Origin of the sequence: Bacillus cereus group sp. BfR-BA-01441, assembly GCF_022663075.1 — a bacterium.
Taxonomy (GTDB): Bacteria; Bacillota; Bacilli; order Bacillales; family Bacillaceae_G; genus Bacillus_A; species Bacillus_A cereus.
The window spans coordinates 20,633-44,733 of record NZ_JAKUEU010000015.1; the positions used below are offsets into that span (position 1 = coordinate 20,633).

The window sequence follows — 24,101 nt, forward strand, 5'->3', positions numbered from 1 at the left end:
ACCAATATTGTTATATAGAAAAAATTAAAATTTAAAAATTAAATTTTTAGATGTTAATAATTTTTAATTATACTACCTTTTATTTTGTTTTTTCTAAAAATTCATTATTTTTTACTTTCTCAACATAATTTACTTTAAATTAACTTGTAGTATGGATATTTCACATTATATTATGAGACTGTTATTTAATAACAATTTTCAAATTTTGGTGCATAAGTAAATATAGTCATAATCCATTATTTGTTAGGTGGGGCCCCTGACAAACAAATTTTAACATTACTAAAATAATAGGAGTGTTGTAAAAATGAATGGTAAAGTTAAAAGTTTAACAAATCCTGACAGTCTGTATTACAAAGTAGACGATGTTGTTATGGAGAGAGGGGAAGGTATCTACCTTTACGATCAGAATGGAAATAAATATTTTGACTGCGCATCAGCTACATTCAATTTGAATTTAGGGTACAGTAATAAAGAAGTGATCGACGTAGTAAAAAGTCAAATGGATAATCTTATTCATGTTACTTCATCCTATCAAACAGACCCCGTAAATAAATTAGCAGAGAAACTTGTTGAAATTGCTCCTAGCAATCTCACAAGAGCACACCCAAAAGTTAGCAGTGGTTCAGCAGCAAATGAAGGTGCTATCAAAATGGCACAATACAATACTGGGAAACGTGATGTTATTTCTTTGTTCCGCAGCCATTTGGGACAAACATATATGATGTCAGCTCTTTCAGGAAATGCTTTTCGAAGAGAACCATTCCCACCTCAATTTTCCTTTGGATTGCAAGTTCCAGACCCTTATTGCATGCGTTGTTTTTATAATCAAAAATCTGATTCTTGTGGAATGCTATGTGTGGAGAGGATTAATGATTTTATTGAATATGCAAGTACAGGGAATGTTGCAGCTATTATGGTTGAGCCGATCTCAGGAAATGGAGGAAATATTGTTCCACCAAAAGGATATTTCAAAGCGTTGAAAAAATTATGTGAAGAACACGATATTGCATTAATTTTTGATGAGATACAAACTGGATTTGGTAGAACAGGTAAGATGTTTGCTGCTGATTACTTTGATGTACAACCTAATATGATGACAGTAGCTAAAGGGTTAGGTGGAACTGGATTCCAAGTTGCAGCTATTCTTACCGAAGAGAAGTATGTAGGAATGCCTGGTCATCATCATTCTTTTACTTATGGATCCAATGTAATGGCGTCTGCTGCAGCATGTACCACAATTGATATATTACAAAGACCTGGATTTTTGGACAACGTAACTGTGGTTGGAAATTATATAATGGAACGTTTAGAAAAAATGAAAGATAGATTTAAGTTTATTGGAGATGTAAGAGGTGTAGGTTTAATGATTGGGGTTGAAATAGTAAAAGATAATAATGAACCCGATGTTGAGCTTACAAATCATATTGCAAAACGTGCTATGGATCATGGCATAATTATCAGAACGTCTAGATATGGCTACGGAAATGTTTTTAAAATTCGTCCACCTCTTACTATTACTCTAAGTGAAGCAGAAGAATTGTGTTATAAATTAACTCATCTATTGGAGGAGATCAAATGAGAACCTATATTATTGAGTTAGGAAAATACGTATATGATAAGGTGAAAAGTCAAAAGGGAACTTTGAAAAACCGTTTGGTAAATGGATATTCCCCAGGTGGAGACGCGCAGTTTAATATTGATGCTGCAGCAGAAAATGCGGTTCTAGATTATATAGCAGATAAGAAAGAACCAGTTGCATTCTATACTGAGGATGGTGGACTTAAGATTTTTGGAGAAAATCCACAATATATTTTAATTGTAGATCCAATTGATGGTACACGTCCTGCAGCTGCAGGACTTGAAATGTCTTGTATTTCTATTGCTTTAGCAAAATACAAGGACAACTCTAAAATTAAAGATATTGAATATGCGTTTTTAATGGAACTGAAAACAGGTAACTACATGTATAGTGATATTTTTTCAAATTCCATTGAATTTGAAGGCTATAATAGCCAATTACCAAACTTAAGTCAGGGTAAAGATATTAAGAATATGTTTTGGAGTTTTGAGTTTAACGGTCATCCTACTAACTTAATGATTGATGCTTATGGACATCTAATTGATGAGTCAGCAAATAATGGTGGTGTATTTATATTTAATAGTGCATCTTATTCTATTTCACGAATTATTACAGGTCAAATGGATGCATATGTAGATATCGGGAATAGACTTCTTAAAGATTATCCAGATTTGTTAACAGATTTTCAAAGGGTAGGAAATGGTCAAGTCTTACACCTCTTTCCATATGATATAGCTGCTAGTGTATTTCTAGCGAAAAAGGCAGGAGTGATTATTACTGACGCATATGGTAATTCTTTAGATGAAACTCTTTTAACAGATCTCAGTTATACTAACCAGCAATCATGCATAGCAGCTTCTACCAAAGAATTACACCAAAATTTATTGGAGAAAATTAATTGGAAACGGAGCGTGAAAAAGTATGAAGGCATTGGTATGGACTGAAAATAAAGCATTAGAATATAAAGAAGTGGAAGAGCCTCAAATACAAAAAAATAATGATGTGAAAATCAAGATTTATGGTACTGGGATTTGCGGGACCGATTTAAATGTATTAAAAGGGAAGATGTATGCCGCTCCAAATATGGTTATGGGACATGAATCGGTTGGAGTCGTAGTCGAGGTAGGAGAAGAGGTTAGAAATGTAACTGTGGGAGACCGTGTTGTAATTGATCCTACTCAGTTTTGTGGGAAATGTTATTACTGCAGAAAAGGTTTAACATGTTATTGCGAAGAGTTTGATGAATGGCAGCTAGGAATTGGTTCTCATGGGACTTTTGGAGAGTATTACGTTGGAGAAGATAGATTTATTTATAAATTACCTGACTCAATGGAATGGGAGAGAGCAACATTAATTGAACCTCTTTCATGTGTTCTTAGCGTTATAGAAAAAGCTAATATAAAACCAGATGACTCCGTTCTAGTTTTAGGGTCTGGGCCAATTGGACTATTAGTTCAGATGATTGCTAGAAAGCTTTCTAGAATTACAGTTGCCACAGAAATTGGTCCCTTTAGAACAGAAGCTGCACGAAAAATAACTAAATATGTATATCATCCGCAAAAACTTACTTTAGAAGAAATCTACCGGATTAATCAAGGAAGAAAGTTCGATGTGATTTTTGATGCCATAGGTAATCAACTAGACTGGGCATATCCGTTAATTGAAAAAGGCGGAAGACTTATTCCAATGGGATTTGATGATACCTATGAGTTTACGGTTAAACCGTTTGATTTACTATCAAAAGGTATTACAATTATTGGAACTGGAGAAGCGCATCATATGATGGAAAAGGCTCTATCCTGTGCTATAGATCTTCCAGAATTATCGAATTTAATTACGGAAAAGGTAGCACTTGAAAATTTTGATACAGCTATTGGTAACTTAATGGGGTTTGATCCAACTACTAATGAAAGAAAAGAGATTAATTCCATTAAAACAATTTTAGTCTCCGAACCTACTAGTATCTAAGAAAGGTTCTGGTGCAAGTTTTTTTAAGAACAGATAATACCATTGAATAATTGTCTATGTATGAAATTGTTAAATATCGCTGTAATTCTTCAGCAAAAAGTTATAATTTTTGTTGAATCGAAAAATTCATAAAAACGTTATTCTTTCTAGTATCTTTTTAGAAAGAATAACGTTTTTTACACTTCTTTTATTTTACTATCACTTTTATAGAAGAGGGGGGATGGAAATGAAGTGTGCTAAGATAAAGTCATTTTAGTAAATTTGCTTCATTTTAAAATTAGTTTCAACGAAGGGGATAATTTGCTAAATTCACTATGTTGTTCATTTCCTTCTTGATTCATCCCTGCTTGATAAGATGAAAATCCTTTATATGTTTTTCTTTTCCATTGCCATAAGCCATTACTTTGATCGGATTCACCATAGTAATGATTGTAATCAAGTTTGTTCCCAGTGTTTTTATTAAAATTATTGCTAATAAAAATACGGCTATTACTCGCATAGATTTGGTTATTGGTAATCACATTATTGCGGATATCGTAATTTAATTCGATTTGGCCACTTTCTTGATCTTTTGTGTCATTTTTATAAATAATATTATTTGTAATCGTGTTATTCTCGGCATATCCTTGCTGACTGTCATACCCACCAATTGCAATGCCACTCATGATATTATTTGATATTGTATTGTCCCTAACGGTAATTTGGCTTGCGCTTTTTCCTGCATGTTCGCTTGCTACTTCAATACCAAGGTCGTTTTCATAGCTCTGATTTTGCTCAATGATAATTTCCTTCCCACCATCCACGTAAATACCATCAGCTGAATATTCATTATAACTCGTATTATTGATGGATGAATTGTGATGGACAATGTTATTACGAACAACTCCATTCCGTGCTTGATCTAAAGTAGCTACTGGAGATACTCCTTCATGTCCAATCAGAACAATTCCAATGTTATTGTTATCATGTACTTTGTTATTGGTAACTTCAAAGGAATCTACATTTCCATTCACAGCAATAGCCTCACTCAATCCTAATTTCAAATTTGCTACTTCGTTATTATCAATCACAATATGATTTAAATTATTTTGTGTACTAGATGAAGTACCATAGACCGCAATACCATGTGCATTTCCATTCTTTACATTCGCTTCGATGTGGTGGATATAATTATTTCTAACATCAATGTAACTTCCTGTTCCGGTGATATAAATACCAATAGGGCTTTCGTTAACTTTTGTTGATTTTAAATTGCGAAATTCTAATCCTTTTACTTGAATATAGTTTTTGTCTTCTATTGTAAATAACCCATCATCTTCTAACTTGACCTTAGAGCCATCGAGAATGACTTTTTCATCTTGGTAATTTTGAAAAGTAATGGGTGCGCCTGAGGAACCAGAATGAGTCACACGAACCTTTTGGTTATAAACTCCGCCTCTTATGTAGATAGTACTTCCTTCTTTAGCGATATTAGCAGCTTTTTGAAAGGTAGCGAAAGGTTGATCTAATGTACCGGGATTGAGGTCGTTTCCTGTTGGAGATACATAGTAATTTGCACCAGAAATTACATTGTCATTTGATTGTGCAAAGGTAGAGGCAGGGAGTGTGAAAATTAACATACTGAAAGAAAGTATAAAGATAAAAAGCGATTTTTTTAATGAGGGAAATATTGTTTGATATTTCATCATAATCCTCCTTCTTTATTAAGCATTCCTTCTCAACTATATAATTCAAACAGACGATTTATATCTTGTACTAATAAAAAAAGACCCAGTAATGTATTCTGGATTAAGAAACACCAACTCCTATGGTCTACGTATTCTATCTGAAACTAAATTTTTAATAATTCATGGTTTTTCGTATAAAATCAAATCATATATATGTGTACTTGAAGAAATACGGATATTAAAATCGGTAGACGAGGGAATGAGGGATACTGATACTAATTTTAAGGGAAGTTATTCAAAATATATTTTCTATTCAATTAAATCTTCCCTGTGTATCATGTTAACTGTTGTACTAATTGGATTGGTAAGATTAACAGATAATTATTTAAAGTGGGGGTAGTTAAATAAATCTGAAATTAACAATGTTTAATATAAGTATTCTAAAAAGTTTATCAAGTTTTAATATTCGAAAAATCATTTATATAAACAAGTATATTGTGGTAAAATTTAACAAAAGGGGGTAGCGTATATGAATGTTAAAATTATTTCTAAAGAAGAAATCACAAAATTATTAAACGACTGGTATCAAGCTATAATTTCACAACGTGTATTACAGTCTAATAAAATAAAAGAAGAGATCGCAGATAAAATCAATAATATTAAGGAAGACCAAACAATATTAGTCTACTATGCTTTATTGAATGCGCGGTATAATCTGCTAATTCGTGATATGGATAGTTCAAAAGATATTTTGGATAAAATTGAGCCATTACAAGAGCCTACAGAAACATTTTTAGAGTACTATCATCATTTATTTAAAGCAATTTATGCTACTAATACAGCAAACCATAGTGAAGCAAGAATGCAATTTGAAGAAGCTGAAAAGTATTTAGAGTACATGCATGATGAAATAGAAAAAGCTGAATTTAATTATTGGCTTGCAGTTCATTACTATCACATATTGAAACCAATCCTAGCAATTCAATTTGCTACGAAGGCAAATGAAGTATTTTCAATTAGTCCAGGGTATGAATTAAAAACTGCTGCTTGTTTGAATACTTTAGGGATGGCACACACTCGCTTAAGTGATTTCGAAAGTGCAGAAGAATATTTACTTTCAGCATTGGGTACTTTCCAAAAATCTCATGACGAAAGTCTTACTAAACGTGTAAAGCACAATTTAGGACTTTTATATGCAAGTCAAAACATGTCAGAGTTAGCAATTAAGCATTTAGAGGAATCATTAGAAAACAACGCTAAAACGATGTTTCTTTTAGCAAGAGAACATTTTAAGTTAGGTCACAATCATAATGCTAATGAATATATTGAGAATGGCTATAAGATTAGTGACTTATGTTATCGTCATCATTTTCAAATTTTAAAAGCAGTACATAACTATGCACCACAAGAAGAATTAGAAAAGGTGGTCATGGAAGGTATTTCGTATTTTGAAAGAGAAGAATTATATGATTGGGTGAAAGAATATGCTTATCTTTTAGGTAATATATTCTATGGTACAGAAAATCACGAAAAAGCCAGCAAGTATTTACACATCGCTTTAGATGCAGACAAAAAGAGTATAGAAAGAAGGGCGCTAAAATGAAAAAAGCAATCTTATTAATGATGATGTTATCCGCTGTTTTTACTTTTGGTCTTACTAATGTAAAAGACGTATCACAAAATGAAACTATTGAAGTGTTTATGGATCATGGAGAGCATATTTAATTATCTAAAAAAAGAGGGAGTTGCGAGCACCCTCTTTTTTAATTATGAACATATTAATTTAGAAATAACATAAGTAGCAGTAGGAATGAAAAATATAAGGGATAATGTTCCATAGTACCAAATACAGTCTGATTTACATTCTTAAATACCAAACCATGCATTCTTCTTTACACCCAATGCTTTTAAGGGTGGAGTTGCGGCTAGAACGATTGAACCGCTTCTATTTACATCACCGACTACTGCTAACTTAGTATGCATAGGGTCTAATCCCATTTTGATGCAACTTACGGAAGCGTAAAAACTTCATAGAACTACACATAAGATGATTTTATTCGTTAGGATTGAATAGTTATACACTGTGATTGCCCCTTTCATAAAAGAGCGTATGTTCTTTTATGAAGGGGGATTTTAAATATAATGTAAAAAGAATCTTTTAAATGGAAAAAAATTTTTTCTTTTATATTATAATTACTAAATGTTGTTAATTATGATTTTGAAAGGAGTGAAAATAATGGTAATGTATCCTATCAGTATTACATTGTTAATCTTTATTCCTATAAGAACAATTGGTATCAAGAACTAATTGAGGTGTGCCAAAATTTATCAGCCAAATCCCCGCGGCCATTTTCTCTAAGATATTGTTTTTCTCTTTCTAATACTAGTAATTCACCTGCAAGTCCAATTGATTTATTAATAACATTATTTTCAGAGAAGTTAATATGCCTGGCTTGAAAGTTGGGTGAATTTACATTACGTTCATTCTTCCTGTATGGCGGATCGACCAGTATAAGATTATATTTGGATTTGTGTTCGTTTATTATTAGGTCACCCTCGATCGGCGCTAAGGATAGATCCATTCTTCGTAAAGTATTTTCATCGATGTGCCAATCAAGAATTTGCCAAGTAAAATGAACAGGCTGCTCTTGTGTATTATCATGCGCTATATATGCCAGCTACCCCATGTAAGTATAGGGCTCTGCTTTTTTTGTGGTAGGATTTAGGATTCTTGTCCGTAAAAACAAATAAATATTACTTGTAAAATGATCGTGGGTTATAAAGTTTACTATATTAGGGTTGTTTAACCTTTGACTTGGCTGTGACTGCCAAGTTAAAATTCCTTCCTCCGTAATTGCCTCTTTAAATTGATGGTCACCCTGCTTTTTGCTGAAGGTAACAAAGAAAACATAGTCTTTACTTCGGGTTGGAATTTTAACTATTTCTTGGCCGCCCCATGTTCCTGTTCCAGAATGAAAAGAAGAAAAGGGATCGAAAATGTCATGTACCATTTTCCTGTTATAAGTTTCATATAATTGAAGAGGTTTAATGATTGTTGCCTCCTTATATTTAATTTTACTTAATTTAAGTATAAGATTTTTTATACAAAAAAGAATTTTAAGAATTATTTGAATTACCCCTTTACAACTATTACAAATGGTGGTAAATTATTCTTAGCGAGTCCGACACAGGTCTCATAGCACCCCATTGGGGCTGTGGGTCAAAAATGGTTAAGGATAAAAGCTAACCACAACTATAATTACATTCATTTCTTATATACATCTTTGAATAATAGCCAAGGTGAAGCTACCATACTACCTTTTTGCCCATATAACGCTATGTGATCTGCCTAAATAAGCAGGTCTATTTGTGTTGTATGGGCACTTTGTATTGGCTCGCATACCATTACAAAGGAGAAGTGAAGTAAAATGAGCAAAGAAAAAGAAAAGGTTATCGTTGGACAGATGGAATTACCCATTGAACGGTATGGTCAACAGAAGCTCTTTACGGATGATGTTGTATCACTCTTTGGGGATAAAGGCGCATCCCTGGTAAAGCCAGGAACTATGTATGAGTCGCTGCGATATGCTGAATATGAAATCTCAAGCGGTCTTGGAGAGATTGTTGATAATGCAGTTGAAGCTGAGGCAAATAATATTCATATATTGACTAAAACGATTAACTCAAAAGGTAAGAATAGTAGAAAAACTACCGAAGTCATGGATGAAATTGCTGTTATCGATGACGGTAAAGGTATGGATTACAACGTAATTAGTCGAGCGCTTATCCTAGGTGATAGTCCACGCCCTAGTAAGAAAGGCGGACTGGGAATTGGCAGGTTTGGAGTTGGCTTAACCTTGGGTGGGATCTCACTTGCAAGGCGGCTAGAATTATACTCACGTGACAAGAAAGATGGGGCATTTTACTATACGTACTTAGACCTGGATGTGATTAAAGATCCAGAGAAAGCGTATATCCCATTTCCAGAATATAAGGAGCCGCCTACAGAGTACAGTAAATTTCTTCAAAATAGTACCGGCACAATTATTATTTTAAAAAATTGTGACCGACTGCAATACGATCAAATTAATGACAAGGCTCTAGCAGCTGATCAACAAATTAAAGGTTTATCCAGCTATATTGGAAGGACCTTCAGAAAATTCATTTATGGTGGAATTAACATTACCATTAATGAAGAAAAAGTTTATCTGCATGACCCGTTATACAGATTAGGACCTACACGATTTGAAGTGGATCCTAAGAGCTTAGAAGACCCGAAAACAAAATTGAAAGCAAGGCTTTGGGGAAGAACGGTAAAGATCCCCATTGAGATACAAGATAAACCTGGTGAGTTCGCAGATGTTGAAATAACAATGACCCTATTGCCTAAAGAGTGGCGTATAAAAGACCAATCTGGCGGCGGTAAATTTGCTACTGAACGAAAAATTCATGAAAATGAAGGGGTCTCTATTCTAAGAGCAAATCGGGAGGTTTTATATGGTCACGTTCCATATATTATAGGGAAACGTGGTCAGGCAAGATCACTTGATATTGATAGATGGTGGGGATGTGAGATATCCTTCCCGCCCGAACTTGATAATTATTTTCATGTCCGATACATCAAACGTGGAGCAGAACCAGTTACTGCGCTACGTGACAAAATTAGAGAAATTATTTCTGAGGCTGTTAAATCCCTCAGAGAAGAAATTAAGCGTGACCGTCGTGAACACAAACGTTTAGAAGCGAAAAAATCAGGCATATTTGCCGGTGCAGAAGATGCAATGGCTGAAGCAGATAAGATTATGGCCAAAGGAAAACGTGGATTAGATGTATCACGCGAGGATGCCAATAAAGAATTTGATAAGTTGGCAGCTTCAGCGTCCAAAACGGGGGTCGAAGAAAAGACTGTTGAGGAGCGAAGAAAAGAATTAGAGGAAAAACCTTACAGTATTGTACCTGTAGAGTACCCTGAGTCCATTTTTTTTGAAACTAAGCATCTACTAGGGCATATTGTTGTCAACTTAAATATTAATCACCCATTCTACAAGGAAGTTTTTGAGCCTTTATGTGGAAGCATAGAGACAATGGATGAGGAGTCTGATATTTACGAGGGAACTAAAACTATTGAACAACAAAAGATACGCCGCGCGTTTATGCTTTTATTATTGAGCTATGCTAAGTCCGAGTCCTTCTTCGATAATAATGACACAGTGCTTAGCCAGTTACGTTCCCAGTGGGGTCTAGCATTGGGGGTAGCAATAAATAGCCTTGCAGAGAAGGAGCAGTTGTAATATGCTCGCTATTCCAAGGAAGTTCACACCAGAAATTGTTAAAAGTGTTGTTAGTCAACCAAATAGAACCGGCGTTTACATTCTTGGTAATAATGTAAATGGGTTTAAAGTTGGTTACGTAGGGAGTTCTGATAATTGTCTTCAATGAAGATTAATTAACCATAACCATCTATATAGTTTCGATTACTTCATTTTTAATTACACTCATAATATTAAGGATGCATTTTTTCAAGAATGCCAATGTAATACATCCTGCTTCGCCTAAAAAAAGCGGCTTAAAGTGCCCTTATTGCCAATTTGCTAATGATATAACTAAAGTATTTGCTATGTAGGAATAAAGGGTAAGTAATCGGTTTTACTTATCCTTTCCTTTGCTATACGGTATTTCAAAACAGGTCAAACAAAGTCTTTTTCTATACAAAATGTTGCTGAGAATAAGAATATTGAATTTTCTCATGTTGAGAATGACTACGATATGCTAGAAAAAGAAATGTTGAAAGAGTTTTTTACTCTTGCAAAATCTCATAAAGCCTTTAATTGGATACATTGGAATATGCGAGACATCTATTTGGGGTTTGAAGCAATAGAAAATCGTTATACAATCTTGGGCGGGAAGCCAACAACTATTGAAGATAGTAATAAGTTTGACTTGGCTCGCATTTTAGTTGATATTTATGGCCTGAACTATGCAGGGCATCCAAGGTTTTAATGGTATGAAGGGATTTTTTGGGGGCGCTGAGGAAGCAGCAGCCTTTGAAAATAAGAACTTTGTTTTACTACATCGATCAACACTTAGAAAAGTAGATATTATGCATACGATTACAGAAAAAGCTGCTTCAGGTGTGTTGAAAACCAATGTGAAGATTAAGGACATGTATGGATTGAGTCCACAAGGCATATTCGAACTAATGAAAGTAAGTGACTATTCTCGGTAATATTGACTACTATTAACCTCTTATTGGGGGAGATAATTGGTACGCTAATAAGTAAGTTATTTTGAAAAAACGCGTACTTTCTACACTGTAAAGATTAAAATATAAATTGTGTTCTGTTAATAAAGCAGATATAAGGAGATAAGAAAATTGCCAATTATAGATAATGATAAACAAACTATCGGTCAAGTCTTTAATCATAGGTTTCCTATTCATCTATCAAAACATCAACGTGCATATAGCTGGGAAGAAGAGGAGGTAGTTTCTTACTGTAAAGATCTACTGTCAGTACAAAAAGAGTACTTCTTCGGAGGGATATTAAGTGTCAAGGAGATAGCCCAGAATGCACCAGGATGTATTTATAGGTTGGTAGATGGGCAGCAAAGACTGGCCACATTTACTCTAACCATAGGACAATTAAAAAATGCATTTGAGGAGCTTGCTAAAGATGCAAAGAAAAAAGGTGAAACGGTTATAGAAGACTCCGCTAATACTATTGCGGAAGAGCTAGACCGTAATCATTTAACTTATAAGGATACAAAAAATTTCCCACCAACGATTGAGTCAAGAATGGCATTATCTAAAATTGATAAGGATTTCTTTAAGGATTTATTGGTGGGAAGACCTACTACACCTTCTTCTGTCTCACATGGAAAGTTATCACTAGCTTGGAAAAAAATTTATGAGCTATTAATTAAGCCAATTCTCAATGATACTACAATATCTAATCATGATAAATTGCTAAAATTACAAGAAGTTAAAGGTAATCTTTTAGACAAGTCTGTTGTAATTAATATTATTACAGATAATTTAGATGAAGCATATCAGTTATTTGAGGTGCTAAACGATCGAGGGAAAGAATTGGCTATTGGGGATTTCCTTAGATCCACCACTTTAGAAATGCTTGAAGGAAATTCAAAACTTCAAGATGATGTAGGCGATTATTGGGACTATATTCTAGGTAAACCAGATGCAGAGAAATTCTTAAAGTCATATCTTAGTTCACATACGGCCAATGTAACTAACAATCATTTACACAGACAATTTGAAAAAACATTTTTTAGTTTTACATTACCGTTAACCGCAACTAATCAGATAGCTCTAGCAGACAGAGTTTCCGATATAAGGGATAAATATGATGTATATGAGAATATAAACGATGGCATATGGCCATATCCAACTTCAGCTGTACGTTTAACGACTTGGGATAAAAACAGGTTATATCTGTTAATTAATGAATTAAAACATACACTATGTATCCCATTTCTACTAGCCCTTTATGACCTGGTTGATGAGAAAACATTTAATGATGTAGTACAAGTGACTGAAAAAGCTGCTTTTAGATATATATCAGCTAGCGGTTTAAGAGCCAACAACTTGGATGCCATATACGATAAATATATTAAACAAATAAAGAGTACAATTACTTTTGATATTAATGATTATAAAAGTGATCTTAGAAATCTAATCAGTAATTATGCTGATGATAATGTTTTTGAAAAAGCGCTTGTGAATCGATTAACTTATAATAAAAATAATATTAAAAAGATTAGATATTTCTTGTCTACTCTGGAATATTATTATAATTCCTATACTAAAGTTCCTAGACCAGCAGAGCTGAAGCCGGTAAAGAGTACAGTTCACGATGTTTCGAATATTGATATTGAGCACATTTATCCGCAAACAGCTCTAACTGTTGATCCCACATTAGAACCACTAAAAAATCAATTAGGGAATTTAAGTATATGGGCACCTGGTGAAAATAGAGCTGTACATAATGATCCATTTGATAAAAAACAACAAACTTATAAGGATTCTCATATAAGGCTTACCAGAGAACTTAATGGTATTCCCGCTTGGAATGTATCTGAAGTGGACAAGCGCTTAAAAACATACCAGGATCTCGCAAAGTTAATATTTAAAATATAGGTAATTTAAAATAGATCTTTGATTAGTACTTATCAATTAAGCTACTGACAAAGGAAACTAAAAAAGATACGACCTTGGAAGGTGTGATGATTTGACAAATCAAGAAATATTAAATGCGAAAACAGCTATTTCCCAAATGCCAATTAACCAAGTAATGGAGTTGAAAAAAATTTATGGTGCACAATGGGCCTCTATCGGTTCGCCCACAACATTAGGGAAAAAATTTAAGAAAGCTTTTGATAATGGTATGTTCCCTAACTTAAGGTGGCACGGCGTGAAGCCCAATGGACCAAATCATGAGCGGTATGAAAGAATATATTAAAATATTCTAATTAGGCTGTCGATCGTATCGACAGCCGCTTTTTATAATTTGAGAACTTAAGGTAATCTTTATTATGTCGCAAGAAATCTTCTTGATCAGGCGATTTACAAAAGGGAGTAAACAGAAGTTGGTCATTTTGAGTGTCAAATTATTTTTTATGAAGCATCCTACAGGTTATCATATACAATGATTTATGAAAGAGCTTGCCTAAAATAGGGCGGAGTCTTTTATTTTTTGTAATGTATTAACCATGGATATATGGAAGGACTCATATTTAATAGTGGTATTTGAAAAGCAATATACAATGATTAATATAGAAGGAGCTAAAAACAAATGGCATTAAATGCAGCTCATAGAGGGTATGTATATCAAGATTTGGTAACTACTTGTTTTTTTGTTCAAGATGTATGTTTTTTCAATTAAAAAAGTACTGTTTTTATCAAATTTTAGCTCAAGCCAACACTTTTCAGTCTCTTAAATATAAAAGGATACGAATGTCGTTCGTATCCTTTATTGTTATTTGTAAGTTTAGTTTTGAATGGAATCTTTTTGATTTTAGAGAATTTATTCATATTACTATTTCAAGTAATATGAAATGTATTTTATTCGGCATGTGTGTGCATATATTGAATGTTTACGTATTTAATTGGTTATTTAATATGATCTGATAATTTGGATATTCTTTTAATAATTGGAGGTCTCCAATTATATAAAATTCTTTCTTAGCGCGTGTGATTGCAACATTTAAAATATTGGGTTCCTTACACGCCCATTCTGCAGCGGTTTTCTTCGTATAATCTGTACCTGTAATGAAGAAAACCACTTCTGCTTCTTTCCCTTGAAATGTATGAACGGTTCCAATATTATCACTTACCCAATCTTTATACCAATCATTTTCTTGTTGTGCAATATTTATTAATAGTTTTCGATATGCTTCGGCAGCTTCATCAATACCATCATGACGTAATTCTCGTTTTAATGTGTTTAGTAGTAGCGTCCAACAATTGTCTTTTCTTTTTAAGAATTTTATTGTTTCGTTTTTAACAGCCGTAAAAGGCGTAATAATGTAGATGGAAGGTGGTTTTAATTTTTCATCTGCAATTAATGTTAAAAGGTTTTCAAATTCCTCTAAGCGTAGCTGTGGGCTGTACGAAATAAATTGTTTGAATAATTCTTGGAGAGATAGTACGTCTAGCTCTGTTGAAGTTTCTGGCTGTGCCATAAAGTGTTCATAAAACAATTCTTTTAATACCATTGCTGGCTCGTTTCCAGCAAGTTCCCACATTTTCATTAATAGCTGGTATTGAATCCTTTGTTTCCAATACACTTCTAATTTTTGTTCAAGCTCTACTGCTTGTTCTTTAACAAATTGTTGAGTACTTACCTTCCCTTTAACATCATACCACTCACTTTTTCCTATTCCTTCGTTTCCTAATACCATTTTTCCACCGTAAGCTAATTCATTGGCCATTGAAAACATAGGCTCTAAGCAGCGACGATGTACCCAAAGTGGCATACCAATCCATCGGTTATCTTGGACAAAAGAACCTTTATAATTGCTGCGATCTGCTACAGATTGAACAGAACACTTGATGCCTAATATATCTTCCTCAAGGTTATAAATTTTACGTAGATCTTCTAACATCGTATTGTCTGTTGTAACCACAGGCTCGATTTGCAGCGGATCACCTACAACCATTACCTTTTGTGAGCGCCATAAAGCACCGACTGCTTGTGAAGGTACAGCTTGACCAGCTTCATCAATCATTAAATAGGGTATAAAGTCTTTGTCAATACCGCGATACATCGATGCAAAGCTTGCAAAAGTTGTACTCACAACAGGGAAGAAACAGTGGACAGCATGCCACATTATATGAAGCTTTTCAATCGATTCCTTTTGGTTTAAATCTAATGTGTTTTTCTTTTCTAATATAGATAATGCCGCACGTAATTTTTCACCATGAATGAGAATAAAGTGATTTAATACATGAATTGCCTTTATAAATAATTTTGAGCGCTTAATGTTTAAATTATCTGTTTGAAATAATACACTTTGCTGACGTTTTTCGTAATTTGAAGCGGTCCAAAAGTCATCTGTCGACTGTAGTAGTGTTTCATCTGCTTCTTTACGTCCTGCCATCATTTGTAAGATGGCATATTTCTCTGCTTCTACCTCATTTTTTAATTGAATGAATTCATCACAAATTATTTTCCAATTTTCTTTTGCTTCATCACGAACTGCTTTTGATTTATTCCATTCAGCCATTACACTGAATTTACGATTTAGTAATTGTTGTGCTGCTTTTTTAATATTAGAACTGTTACCAAGTGCTACTGAAAATAGTCCCCAGCTATCCTGACTAATCATTTTTTTTGCGGTTTTTGGGGCATATTGATAAGTCATTAATTCTTCTAAAAAGCATCCATCAACTTTCTTTTGTTGAGGTAATTCTTTTGAAATATTTTCAACTGCGCCATTATTACTTGATGCAACGACTATTGCATGTTTTGTAATGGATGGGGCAATTTCATAAATAAAACGCTCTACTTCTTCATTCTCTTTAAATAGATGTGGAATTTTTTCTTTAAGGCTCGTTTTCTTTATCATGTCATTAACATTGTCTCTAAATCGAGTCATTGCATCTGCTTTCTTTACAACAATTTCTGCAAATATATCTTGTAATAGTGTTGTTTTGCCTGTACCTGGTGGACCATTTACCGAACTGACAGGAGTATTTGATACGAAAAATTCATTTACAGCTACCTGTTGCATTAATGATAATCGATGCTTAATTGGCGAAGGCCATCTTCCTAAGGGAAGGCGATCTGGATGTAGAATATATTCGATATATTCACGGTTTTCATTAATATCTTGCCGGTTTGTTGCAGGTGTTAGAAATGTTGCTAGTGTGTCGTTTAAATCATTTTTCGCATACAGTAAGTCCTCTGTAAAGAAGCTATTAAATTTCATATTTTCTTCATCTTGTTCTTGTTTTAAGATACACTCTAATACATAAATTTCTGAACGTGGTAAAGTTCCAAAAAATTGTTTGAACTGTTTGTTGAATTCATCTAACCATTGATCATTGAAGAGACCGCCATTAATTGCATTTGCTTGTGTATTTAAAAGGTATTTATGCTCATTATACAATTGCATAAAGTCTACATCCTGTAGTCCACCATACTCTTCCATTAATTTAATATAGAGCTGTAAATAGGGAATAAAAAGTGATTCATCAATGTATTTACCATCTTTATCAAATTCTACATAATAGCTAAAGCAGATCGTAAAAGAGGGGTTAATAATCTCTTCTTTCACTTTGTGTAAATAGCGTTGATACTGAGTTAATTCATGTTCGTAATATACATTGCCATAAAAACCAAAGCGCTTCTGAATTTGCTCTGATTTTAATTCAAGTTGCTGCCAAATTTGTGGAAACTCTATTGTTTCCGCATCTTTGAATAGTGAAAACTTTTTTACATAACTTTCTTTTTTTAAATATTTTTTTGCTATAGGCTCTTTTAAATATTTCGTTTGAATTTGTCCTGGTGTTAATGTTTCCAAGTTCCACCATGCTTCAATTATTTTTTCTGGTTTACTCATAACTACAATCCTTTATTTGTATTTGTTAAATACATTATATAAATAATTAATGGTTCTTGGAAAGATATTAAATTAGTACCTTTTCTTAGCGATGGTTAGTTGTATTCATTCTTTAATATAAGATAACCATCATAATAAGATTGAATGTAAATGGTTTATTGCTATTAATCTCCTTTTTAAATTGTTAATAAAAAGGTCTAGGGGAAGCATACTTTTTGTTAATTGTATTAATATATTAGGAATAAATGTTATTATATATTTTGGAAATATAAGCAATAGGGAGAGGTTTAAGTGGAAAGAGTATTTTCCTTTTTTTCTAACACAGTCGAAGAATTTGAAGCATTTATAAAGACAGGTACTTTTTATTGGCCCCGAGCGCTTGCAAAAAAGACGAAGTATCAACAAAAAGGTAATGAATATGAACAAATGGAAGAACATATTGGGGATGCAGTTTATATTGTTGTAGGGACAAAGGTTAAAAATGATATAAAAGACCCCATATTAAAGGGAAAGATTACAGGAGCACCAATGATTACGCATAAAGGAATTATAAAAGAGGTATATAACCGACCTGTTATGGGGTATCGATATACACATGGTCGTAATACTATGGATAAATCATTTATGCTTCCTTTTGAATTCCTCAAAGAGATGAAACAATTAGATACATATATGGGGAAGGAATTTTCTACCGAAAATAAAATAGAGTTAGAGCAAGCTATTGAAATGGGAAAGATAATTAAGCGTTTATTAGATCATGATGAGATACACTTTCAAAGAGCCTTTATTAAAAAAGGTACTATTTTTATTAAAAATGATAGTTCAGAAAGTGTTTTTAGGTTGGATAATATGTTCGTAGATTTGCCATATAAGGAAGCTGGTGTCAGTGAGAGACTAACTTATCGGGAAATGCCTAGTAAACAGTCAGTACATAAAATTGTGGAAGAGTGTAATAAAGCTGGGTTAAATGGAAAGAAGCTCATTGAAAACTTGAGAACATGGCGTGCTAAAGAATTTGTTAAAGTTGAATTAGAAGAAGAGATTTTTCAGGAGCTAGATGGAAAACTTCAAGAAGGTGTAAGTACAAGACTAATTGAAAAAGAAGATAATAGTGACAGTTTACTTACAGATATAAAGAAGAAAATTGGTTTTGATTTTAATAACACAGAAAATCAAAAGGATGTGGTACATATGAATTTACCTAAAAATCAAATTTTGTTTGGTCCGCCCGGAACCGGGAAAACTTATTCAATTGTTCGAAAAGCGTTGGAAATAGTTGATCCAAAATTACATCAGCAGTTAATAGAAAATAATGCAGATCGTAAAGAGTGGATGGATGTATACCAGCGATATACAGAGGAGAAGCAAATTCAATTTTGTACATTCCATCAATCATATTCATATGAGGATTTTGTAGAAGGCTTACGTAGTGACGCAGAGGGAAACTTCAGGCCAACTAATGGTATATTTCTAGATATTTGTAAAGAAGCAATGGATAGTAATAAAATTATTAACCCGGCATATGAGTTTGATGAAGAAGAAACAAACTTCTACAAAATGTCTTTAGGTAAAAAAGACCTTGATACTGATATTTATAGATATTGTATTGATAATAAATTAGTTTCGATTGGTTTTGGAGATGATCTGAATTTTTCAAAGTGTAACACTAAAGATGATATCAAAGAATTAGTTGAAAAAGATTATAAAGGGAAAGATAAAAAATCTACAGTTTTAAATAATATTAATCGTTTTAAACATTTGGTAGAAATTGGTGATATTGTTGAAATATCATATGGGAATTCATATATTCGTGCAGTTGGACGTATTACAGGAGAATATGAATACAAAGAGAATACAGGAATACGCTATCATCACTTTAGATCATTAGAGTGGCTATATAAAGGTAAGTTAGTTCCTGTTGAAGAGATTTTGATTAATGGGGAGTTTAATATGCAATCCCTTTATAATATTCGCAAAGAGAATTTGAATTTAGAGACACTTCAAGAACTGATTAGTACAGTTGAAATCGCTCAAGAAACGAGGATGAAAAACTATGTATTAATTATGGATGAAATTAATAGGGGCAATATTTCACGTATTTTTGGTGAGCTTATTACATTAATAGAAGATGATAAAAGAATAGGAAAGAAAAATGAGATATTTGTAAAGTTACCGTATTCTCGTAAAAAGTTTGGAGTTCCTTCGAATTTGTATTTAATTGGGACAATGAATACAGCAGACCGTTCTATTACATTGATGGATACAGCTCTTAGAAGACGTTTTGAGTTTATTGAAATGGTACCGAATGTCTCTCTATTACCAGAAGATATTGATGGCATAAATGTAAAAAAACTAGTGCATACCATTAATCAAAGAATAGAGTATTTATATGATAGAGATCACACAATTGGGCATGCTTTCTTCCTGTGTGATGATTTATCAGAAAGAAAATTAATAAATATTATGAAGAAAAAGGTTATTCCTTTATTACAAGAGTATTTTTATGATGATTGGGAAAAGATCGAGATGATCTTAGGTGGAGCAGCCAGTGACGATAGTTCTAGTTATTTCTTGAAAAAAGAAATAATAAAGCCAGCAGATATTTTTACTGGGTTAAATAATCATTACTTGGAAGAGCAAGTTAAATATTCCATTGTTCCTCAGCCAAATAAGCAGGCATTGATGAATATTTATAAAGGGAAAAATAGTTAATGAAGAACATTGTGTTAACGGAATGTCATGACGTTATAGGAATTAATGAGAATGCAGGGGATAACAAGACAATTACACCATTACAAGCAGATGAACTGGCTAAGTTTATTGAAACCCAAAAGCTTAAAAGTGAGTATATAAGCTGGGGAAATAAGAGTATTAAGTTTATAAATTATGTTGGGTTTATTCAATGTTCAACGTTTTCTATAGAAATCTTACCCAAGGTAGCATTACATAATGATTTTAATCAAATGCGTAAGGTGTTAATTGGAATGTTATATGATTGTGGTTATTTGAATGTTAAGACCTCGACTTTATCCCAGTTACAATTAATAGATGGATCTTTACTTGAAATCTTTGGACGAATTTATGCATCCCATTTATTTAAAGAACTGACCAAAGGTATTATGATGGAGTATCAGCAAGTAGAGAACAATTTAATGGTGTTAAAAGGTTCTCTTATTATTCGAAAGCATATTAAAGAAAACTTGAGCCAAAATAAGAAGTATATGGCATATTGTGAATATGAAGAAAGAACTATTAATCATGAGATTAACCAAGTATTTGTAGCTGCTAACCAATTACTATTGAAAAATATTAAAAATATAGAGACTCAAAAGCTCCTAAAGCAAATAGATCATATGTTAGATGGGGTACAGCCAAGGACATTCTCTAAAAAACAGTTAACGAGAATAAACTTAGATCGGATAAATAAAAGGTTTGAAGCACCTTTATTGTTAGCGAAACAGTTTCTAATGAACGTTACAGCGAGTTTTAGCGTGAAAAATAATAACTCATTTTCATTTCTCTTTGAGATGAATGATTTGTTTGAAAAATACATAACAGCTTTAGTAAAACAAGTAACTAAGCATGCTGTATACGAGCAGCATAAAGAATATAAATTACTTGTAAATGAACACAATGGCAATGATATTTTTCAGCTAAAACCAGATATTGTTGTAGGTACAGGTAATACACAAATTATTATAGACACAAAGTGGAAGACATTAACAAACGGGAATCGTTCAGGAGTAAAGCGAGAGGATTTATTTCAAATGTATGCATACTTAACGCGATATGAACGGGCGAAAACAGCAATTTTGTTGTATCCAAAGCAATTAGAATTTGAAATAGATAACACTAAATACGTTCATTCTTGGTATTTACATGCTAATAAAGATAAAAGATTAAGAGTGTATGGTGTATCACTAGAAAGTAAGGATAAGACATTTAAGGAGTTACAGAATATACTCCAAATACACAGGTTGTAGAAGTGATATTAGAAGAAGTATCAGTGTGTAAATGTATAACTAAAAATCAAGCGATATTTCAATGGTTTATACAAAAAGAAGTTGAGGTAGGCTAAAAATTAGCCTCGAGTTTTTGGTAAAAAAAGTTTTTGATATATAAAGCTACAAATAAAAAAGAATAAAAATTATAATTTTATTTGAGCAAAACACCGTATGTAATATAAGGTTTAATAAATGAAATACAATGGAGTTGATTCATATGGGCGGTTTACAGCCTTCTTTTACAAATGCAAAAGATATAGAAAAAATAATTGGAACATTAAAAGAAACGTTTCATTCTTCTATAAGAAAAGAGTTAGATATTGAAGATGTAGAATATGTAATTTCTACTGATACTATTAGAAGGATAAAGGGTTATGAAGAAGAAGCATTTAAAGCAAGTGCAATTCCTAATAAAGATAAATCTCAAATAGAAACAGTAGTATTTTTTACTGAAGGTATTAGTAGGGATATCAATATAAGATTTTCAAAAATCGCTAATTTAAGTATATTTAAAGAAGTAGAACGAATGTATGTTATGTTTGTGTTTATTCATGAGCTGGTCCATATACAGCAGTTTAAAAATGGCATGACAATGGAAGAGTATTTAAAAACAGAATACGAAAAAAATGAATTTGAAAAAGAAGCAAATGACAAGGCTGAAGAATATTTGAGTAGATCAGGAGAATTCCAAGGACAAGTTGCCAAGTTAATTAATAGCGATCAAATTGTGGATTATGATATTTTTACAAAACTTATAGATTTATATAGTGAGTAAGGCTATAGGTTATTTAACATGGCTTTTATGTATTTTTAATTTGGTTTATAAATTTTTGATAGAAGATTAGTAAAGAGAATATAAATATTGAATTATTATTAGAAAATTAATTTTTCTATTAAATTAAGCTCTATATTTTTATTTTGAAGAAGAGTAATATGAGATTAGAAATAGAAGATTGGAATCTAAGGAAAAATTTATTAGATCATGTTATAGCGTTATTAACAGAATCAATAATTTGTTATAAAGCTGGTACTTATAGAGCATGTTATATATATTTATATCTAACATTTTTAAATATAGTTAGGGATTAGTTTTTTAGAATGAAAATGAGAGAGGATGAATTCAAATATATTTATCTAGAATTAATATTGACTTATCTTTGGGGATTAATGGGATGTAAATAATAAATATATGCTATATCTTAATAGAGAAAAAGCTAGTAGAAATATTAAATGATCTTGCAATGAATTAAATCATATATTTTTAATGGAAATACTTAATATTATAACTAGGTAGGGGATCTAATGGATACTATGAAAGAAAGACAAAAAGTTGAAGAGAATTTTCAGCTTAAGGTTTGTTTTCGACATTTCTATGATAAGGCTAAGAAATTTTATAATGCGCATCTAATAATCAGTCTTATAATTCCAGTAGTTGCTGTAATAGCTAGAATAGCTAAATTTGAATATAGAGATGCTATTCTTTCGTTAAGTTCATGTTGGATAATTATAGCTATGCTATTAACGATATGGGAGCAGAAGCTGCGTTTAAAAGCTGTTATTTTACAAGAAAAATATGATATTAATGTTTTTGGACTAAAAGAAAATAAGACACTGATGTCTAAAGGGATAAACATCGATGAAATTACAATTATAGTAAGGAAAATGCAGTGTGGACGAGGGATAGATAAAATTTATTACGATGGAATTGAATGTAGTAATGATATAAAGGCTATGTTGTTAGCTCAAAGACAAAACGTAGTTTCTGATAGATTTTTGAGAGAAAAGTATTGCTTTATGTATAAGCTATTATTAATTGCAATAGTGGTAATGATCATACTAATTGGGGTAATATTAAATCAAACCGTAAAAGAACTCTTAATAGAAACCTTAATTCCACTAATCTCATTAATCTCATTTGTAATACAGCAGATTAGGAAATTAGTTGAAGAAATAAAAAGGAATGAACAAATAGGTGAACTGATTGATAGTACTATTAATGAATATAATAATTCTAAGGGAGAAAGTAGAGAAGGGTATTTAATTAAGTGTAGGGAATTTCAGAATTATATTTTTACTAGGAGACTTAATGCAGCTCTAATTCCAAATTTTATATATCATATTTTTAAAAGGTTGTATATTGATAATAAAAAAAATAATCAAACTATAACTTCTGAAGCAAGGGATGTTTCATGATGAATATTTTGCAAAATCAAGAAGAATTACAATTAGAAGCAATAAGAATCATTGATGAAATTGGGATTTTAGAACTATTAAATAGTTATGGGGAGGCTAAAATTGTTGGAAGTGTTGCACATAAACTGATAGTAAAAAAAGATATTGACGTTCACCTTCTTACCAAAAGAGACTTGCTAGAAATAACTTTTTTGGTACTAGATTTTTTTAAAAATCAAAATAATAGAATTGAAGTTTACTATGAAGATTTTAGAGATCATAAAAGTGCTATGTTTATTGGGGTCAAGGATTATCCTGGTAGTACGCACAATTGGTATATAGATATTTGGATTACAAGTAACAGAGAATATACTGGTTTTGACCAAGTAGGATATTTTAAGAGGGTTTTAACACAAAATCAAAGAAAAACGATATTGTTAATAAAAGAAAAATATGATGCCATGGGGATGTTAAATAATGGTTTTAGTTCAGTTGTTTATGAAGCAGTTTTAAATGAAAAGGTAACGAATTTGAAACAATTCAAACAATATTTACAAAAGAAATTTAGCTGAAAAGTTATTAAACATTAATTATATTTGTGTAAAGGAATGGTATAGTAACTTTGCAGAAGGT

19 protein-coding genes and 1 pseudogene are annotated in these 24,101 nt (G+C 32.2%); 16 read left to right on the forward strand and 4 right to left on the reverse strand.

What is annotated here, in order from left to right; all coding sequences use genetic code 11:
- Positions 1–304 precede the first annotated feature (304 nt).
- Genes MR107_RS09030 through MR107_RS09040 form a run of 3 tightly spaced genes read left to right on the forward strand, consistent with a single transcriptional unit; the run spans position 305 to position 3,547 of the window.
- Positions 305–1,579, forward strand: a complete 1,275-nt coding sequence (locus tag MR107_RS09030; RefSeq protein WP_001013649.1) for an aspartate aminotransferase family protein — start codon at positions 305–307, stop codon at positions 1,577–1,579.
- A complete protein-coding gene (locus MR107_RS09035) occupies positions 1,576–2,523 on the forward strand; it encodes an inositol monophosphatase family protein (protein WP_173600855.1) in 948 nt (315 codons plus the stop codon). The genes MR107_RS09030 and MR107_RS09035 overlap by 4 nt, the downstream gene beginning before the upstream one ends.
- Positions 2,501–3,547, forward strand: a complete 1,047-nt coding sequence (locus MR107_RS09040; RefSeq protein WP_173600856.1) for a zinc-dependent alcohol dehydrogenase — start codon at positions 2,501–2,503, stop codon at positions 3,545–3,547. Before MR107_RS09035 ends, MR107_RS09040 begins: the two co-directional genes overlap by 23 nt.
- Before the next feature lie 266 nt (positions 3,548–3,813).
- On the opposite strand, the gene MR107_RS09045 is transcribed toward MR107_RS09040, so the two are convergent.
- Complete coding sequence (locus tag MR107_RS09045; RefSeq protein ID WP_242292269.1) at positions 3,814–5,232, reverse strand: right-handed parallel beta-helix repeat-containing protein; 1,419 nt, start codon at positions 5,230–5,232, stop codon at positions 3,814–3,816.
- 511 nt (positions 5,233–5,743) lie between these two features.
- On the opposite strand from MR107_RS09045, the gene MR107_RS09050 reads away from it, so the two are divergent.
- Positions 5,744–6,817 (forward strand): response regulator aspartate phosphatase, encoded by a 1,074-nt coding sequence (locus MR107_RS09050; RefSeq protein ID WP_242292270.1) that lies wholly within the window; start codon positions 5,744–5,746, stop codon positions 6,815–6,817.
- Positions 6,814–6,939: a hypothetical protein gene (locus MR107_RS09055; protein ID WP_000709205.1), complete on the forward strand. Its 126-nt coding sequence runs from the start codon at positions 6,814–6,816 to the stop codon at positions 6,937–6,939. The genes MR107_RS09050 and MR107_RS09055 overlap by 4 nt, the downstream gene beginning before the upstream one ends.
- 156 nt (positions 6,940–7,095) lie before the next feature.
- Here MR107_RS09055 and MR107_RS09060 read toward each other — a convergent pair.
- Positions 7,096–7,296, reverse strand: a pseudogene (locus MR107_RS09060) (Y-family DNA polymerase); the annotation flags it as partial.
- 596 nt (positions 7,297–7,892) lie between these two features.
- The gene (locus tag MR107_RS31675) at positions 7,893–8,372 is read right to left on the reverse strand and encodes a DUF3427 domain-containing protein (RefSeq protein WP_368738390.1); all 480 of its coding nucleotides are present in this window, start codon (positions 8,370–8,372) and stop codon (positions 7,893–7,895) included.
- 270 nt (positions 8,373–8,642) lie between these two features.
- Here MR107_RS31675 and MR107_RS09065 point away from each other — a divergent pair, with 270 nt between their 5' ends.
- The 6 genes from MR107_RS09065 (at position 8,643) to MR107_RS09090 (ending at position 13,688) form a co-directional block, all read left to right on the forward strand.
- Positions 8,643–10,505 (forward strand): ATP-binding protein, encoded by a 1,863-nt coding sequence (locus MR107_RS09065; protein ID WP_242292271.1) that lies wholly within the window; start codon positions 8,643–8,645, stop codon positions 10,503–10,505.
- 1 nt (position 10,506) lies between these two features.
- Positions 10,507–10,653 carry a hypothetical protein gene (locus tag MR107_RS09070; protein WP_166695550.1) on the forward strand — a complete coding sequence of 49 codons (147 nt, stop codon included), beginning with the start codon at positions 10,507–10,509 and terminating at the stop codon, positions 10,651–10,653.
- Positions 10,654–10,980: 327 nt separating this feature from the next.
- Positions 10,981–11,214, forward strand: a complete 234-nt coding sequence (locus MR107_RS09075) for a hypothetical protein (protein ID WP_098837170.1) — start codon at positions 10,981–10,983, stop codon at positions 11,212–11,214.
- A 4-nt stretch (positions 11,215–11,218) separates the two neighbouring features.
- Positions 11,219–11,440 carry a hypothetical protein gene (locus MR107_RS09080; protein ID WP_242292272.1) on the forward strand — a complete coding sequence of 74 codons (222 nt, stop codon included), beginning with the start codon at positions 11,219–11,221 and terminating at the stop codon, positions 11,438–11,440.
- A 147-nt stretch (positions 11,441–11,587) separates the two neighbouring features.
- The gene (locus MR107_RS09085; RefSeq protein ID WP_166695552.1) at positions 11,588–13,366 is read left to right on the forward strand and encodes a DUF262 domain-containing protein; all 1,779 of its coding nucleotides are present in this window, start codon (positions 11,588–11,590) and stop codon (positions 13,364–13,366) included.
- 91 nt (positions 13,367–13,457) lie between these two features.
- The gene (locus MR107_RS09090) at positions 13,458–13,688 is read left to right on the forward strand and encodes a hypothetical protein (protein ID WP_098837173.1); all 231 of its coding nucleotides are present in this window, start codon (positions 13,458–13,460) and stop codon (positions 13,686–13,688) included.
- 634 nt (positions 13,689–14,322) lie between these two features.
- Here the strand turns inward: MR107_RS09090 and MR107_RS09095 are convergent.
- Positions 14,323–17,292 carry a DEAD/DEAH box helicase gene (locus tag MR107_RS09095; protein WP_242292273.1) on the reverse strand — a complete coding sequence of 990 codons (2,970 nt, stop codon included), beginning with the start codon at positions 17,290–17,292 and terminating at the stop codon, positions 14,323–14,325.
- A 291-nt stretch (positions 17,293–17,583) separates the two neighbouring features.
- Here MR107_RS09095 and MR107_RS31680 point away from each other — a divergent pair, with 291 nt between their 5' ends.
- The 5 genes from MR107_RS31680 (at position 17,584) to MR107_RS09120 (ending at position 24,040) form a co-directional block, all read left to right on the forward strand.
- Positions 17,584–20,004 carry an AAA family ATPase gene (locus tag MR107_RS31680; RefSeq protein WP_242292274.1) on the forward strand — a complete coding sequence of 807 codons (2,421 nt, stop codon included), beginning with the start codon at positions 17,584–17,586 and terminating at the stop codon, positions 20,002–20,004.
- Positions 20,004–21,275, forward strand: coding sequence for an McrC family protein (locus tag MR107_RS09105; RefSeq protein ID WP_242292275.1), 1,272 nt, complete (start codon positions 20,004–20,006; stop codon positions 21,273–21,275). Before MR107_RS31680 ends, MR107_RS09105 begins: the two co-directional genes overlap by 1 nt.
- Before the next feature lie 238 nt (positions 21,276–21,513).
- Positions 21,514–22,071 carry a hypothetical protein gene (locus MR107_RS09110; RefSeq protein WP_098863679.1) on the forward strand — a complete coding sequence of 186 codons (558 nt, stop codon included), beginning with the start codon at positions 21,514–21,516 and terminating at the stop codon, positions 22,069–22,071.
- Between the two features lie 527 nt (positions 22,072–22,598).
- Positions 22,599–23,489, forward strand: a complete 891-nt coding sequence (locus MR107_RS09115; RefSeq protein ID WP_098863678.1) for an S-4TM family putative pore-forming effector — start codon at positions 22,599–22,601, stop codon at positions 23,487–23,489.
- Positions 23,489–24,040 carry a hypothetical protein gene (locus tag MR107_RS09120; RefSeq protein WP_242292276.1) on the forward strand — a complete coding sequence of 184 codons (552 nt, stop codon included), beginning with the start codon at positions 23,489–23,491 and terminating at the stop codon, positions 24,038–24,040. The genes MR107_RS09115 and MR107_RS09120 overlap by 1 nt, the downstream gene beginning before the upstream one ends.
- Positions 24,041–24,101: the final 61 nt, after the last annotated feature.

What these genes read in the sequence shown, in the direction of transcription:
- MR107_RS09035 (WP_173600855.1), top strand. Translation starts at nt 1,576, where the DNA reads ATGAGAACCTATATTATTGAGTTAGGAAAATACGTATATGATAAGGTG.
- MR107_RS09055 (WP_000709205.1), top strand. Translation starts at nt 6,814, where the DNA reads ATGAAAAAAGCAATCTTATTAATGATGATGTTATCCGCTGTTTTTACT.
- MR107_RS09050 (WP_242292270.1), top strand. Translation starts at nt 5,744, where the DNA reads ATGAATGTTAAAATTATTTCTAAAGAAGAAATCACAAAATTATTAAAC.
- MR107_RS09040 (WP_173600856.1), top strand. Translation starts at nt 2,501, where the DNA reads ATGAAGGCATTGGTATGGACTGAAAATAAAGCATTAGAATATAAAGAA.
- MR107_RS09120 (WP_242292276.1), top strand. Translation starts at nt 23,489, where the DNA reads ATGAATATTTTGCAAAATCAAGAAGAATTACAATTAGAAGCAATAAGA.
- MR107_RS09080 (WP_242292272.1), top strand. Translation starts at nt 11,219, where the DNA reads ATGAAGGGATTTTTTGGGGGCGCTGAGGAAGCAGCAGCCTTTGAAAAT.
- MR107_RS09030 (WP_001013649.1), top strand. Translation starts at nt 305, where the DNA reads ATGAATGGTAAAGTTAAAAGTTTAACAAATCCTGACAGTCTGTATTAC.
- MR107_RS09065 (WP_242292271.1), top strand. Translation starts at nt 8,643, where the DNA reads ATGAGCAAAGAAAAAGAAAAGGTTATCGTTGGACAGATGGAATTACCC.
- MR107_RS09095 (WP_242292273.1), bottom strand. Translation starts at nt 17,292, where the DNA reads ATGAGTAAACCAGAAAAAATAATTGAAGCATGGTGGAACTTGGAAACA.
- MR107_RS09075 (WP_098837170.1), top strand. Translation starts at nt 10,981, where the DNA reads ATGCTAGAAAAAGAAATGTTGAAAGAGTTTTTTACTCTTGCAAAATCT.
- MR107_RS09115 (WP_098863678.1), top strand. Translation starts at nt 22,599, where the DNA reads ATGGATACTATGAAAGAAAGACAAAAAGTTGAAGAGAATTTTCAGCTT.
- MR107_RS09045 (WP_242292269.1), bottom strand. Translation starts at nt 5,232, where the DNA reads ATGAAATATCAAACAATATTTCCCTCATTAAAAAAATCGCTTTTTATC.
- MR107_RS09110 (WP_098863679.1), top strand. Translation starts at nt 21,514, where the DNA reads ATGGGCGGTTTACAGCCTTCTTTTACAAATGCAAAAGATATAGAAAAA.
- MR107_RS09070 (WP_166695550.1), top strand. Translation starts at nt 10,507, where the DNA reads ATGCTCGCTATTCCAAGGAAGTTCACACCAGAAATTGTTAAAAGTGTT.
- MR107_RS09105 (WP_242292275.1), top strand. Translation starts at nt 20,004, where the DNA reads ATGAAGAACATTGTGTTAACGGAATGTCATGACGTTATAGGAATTAAT.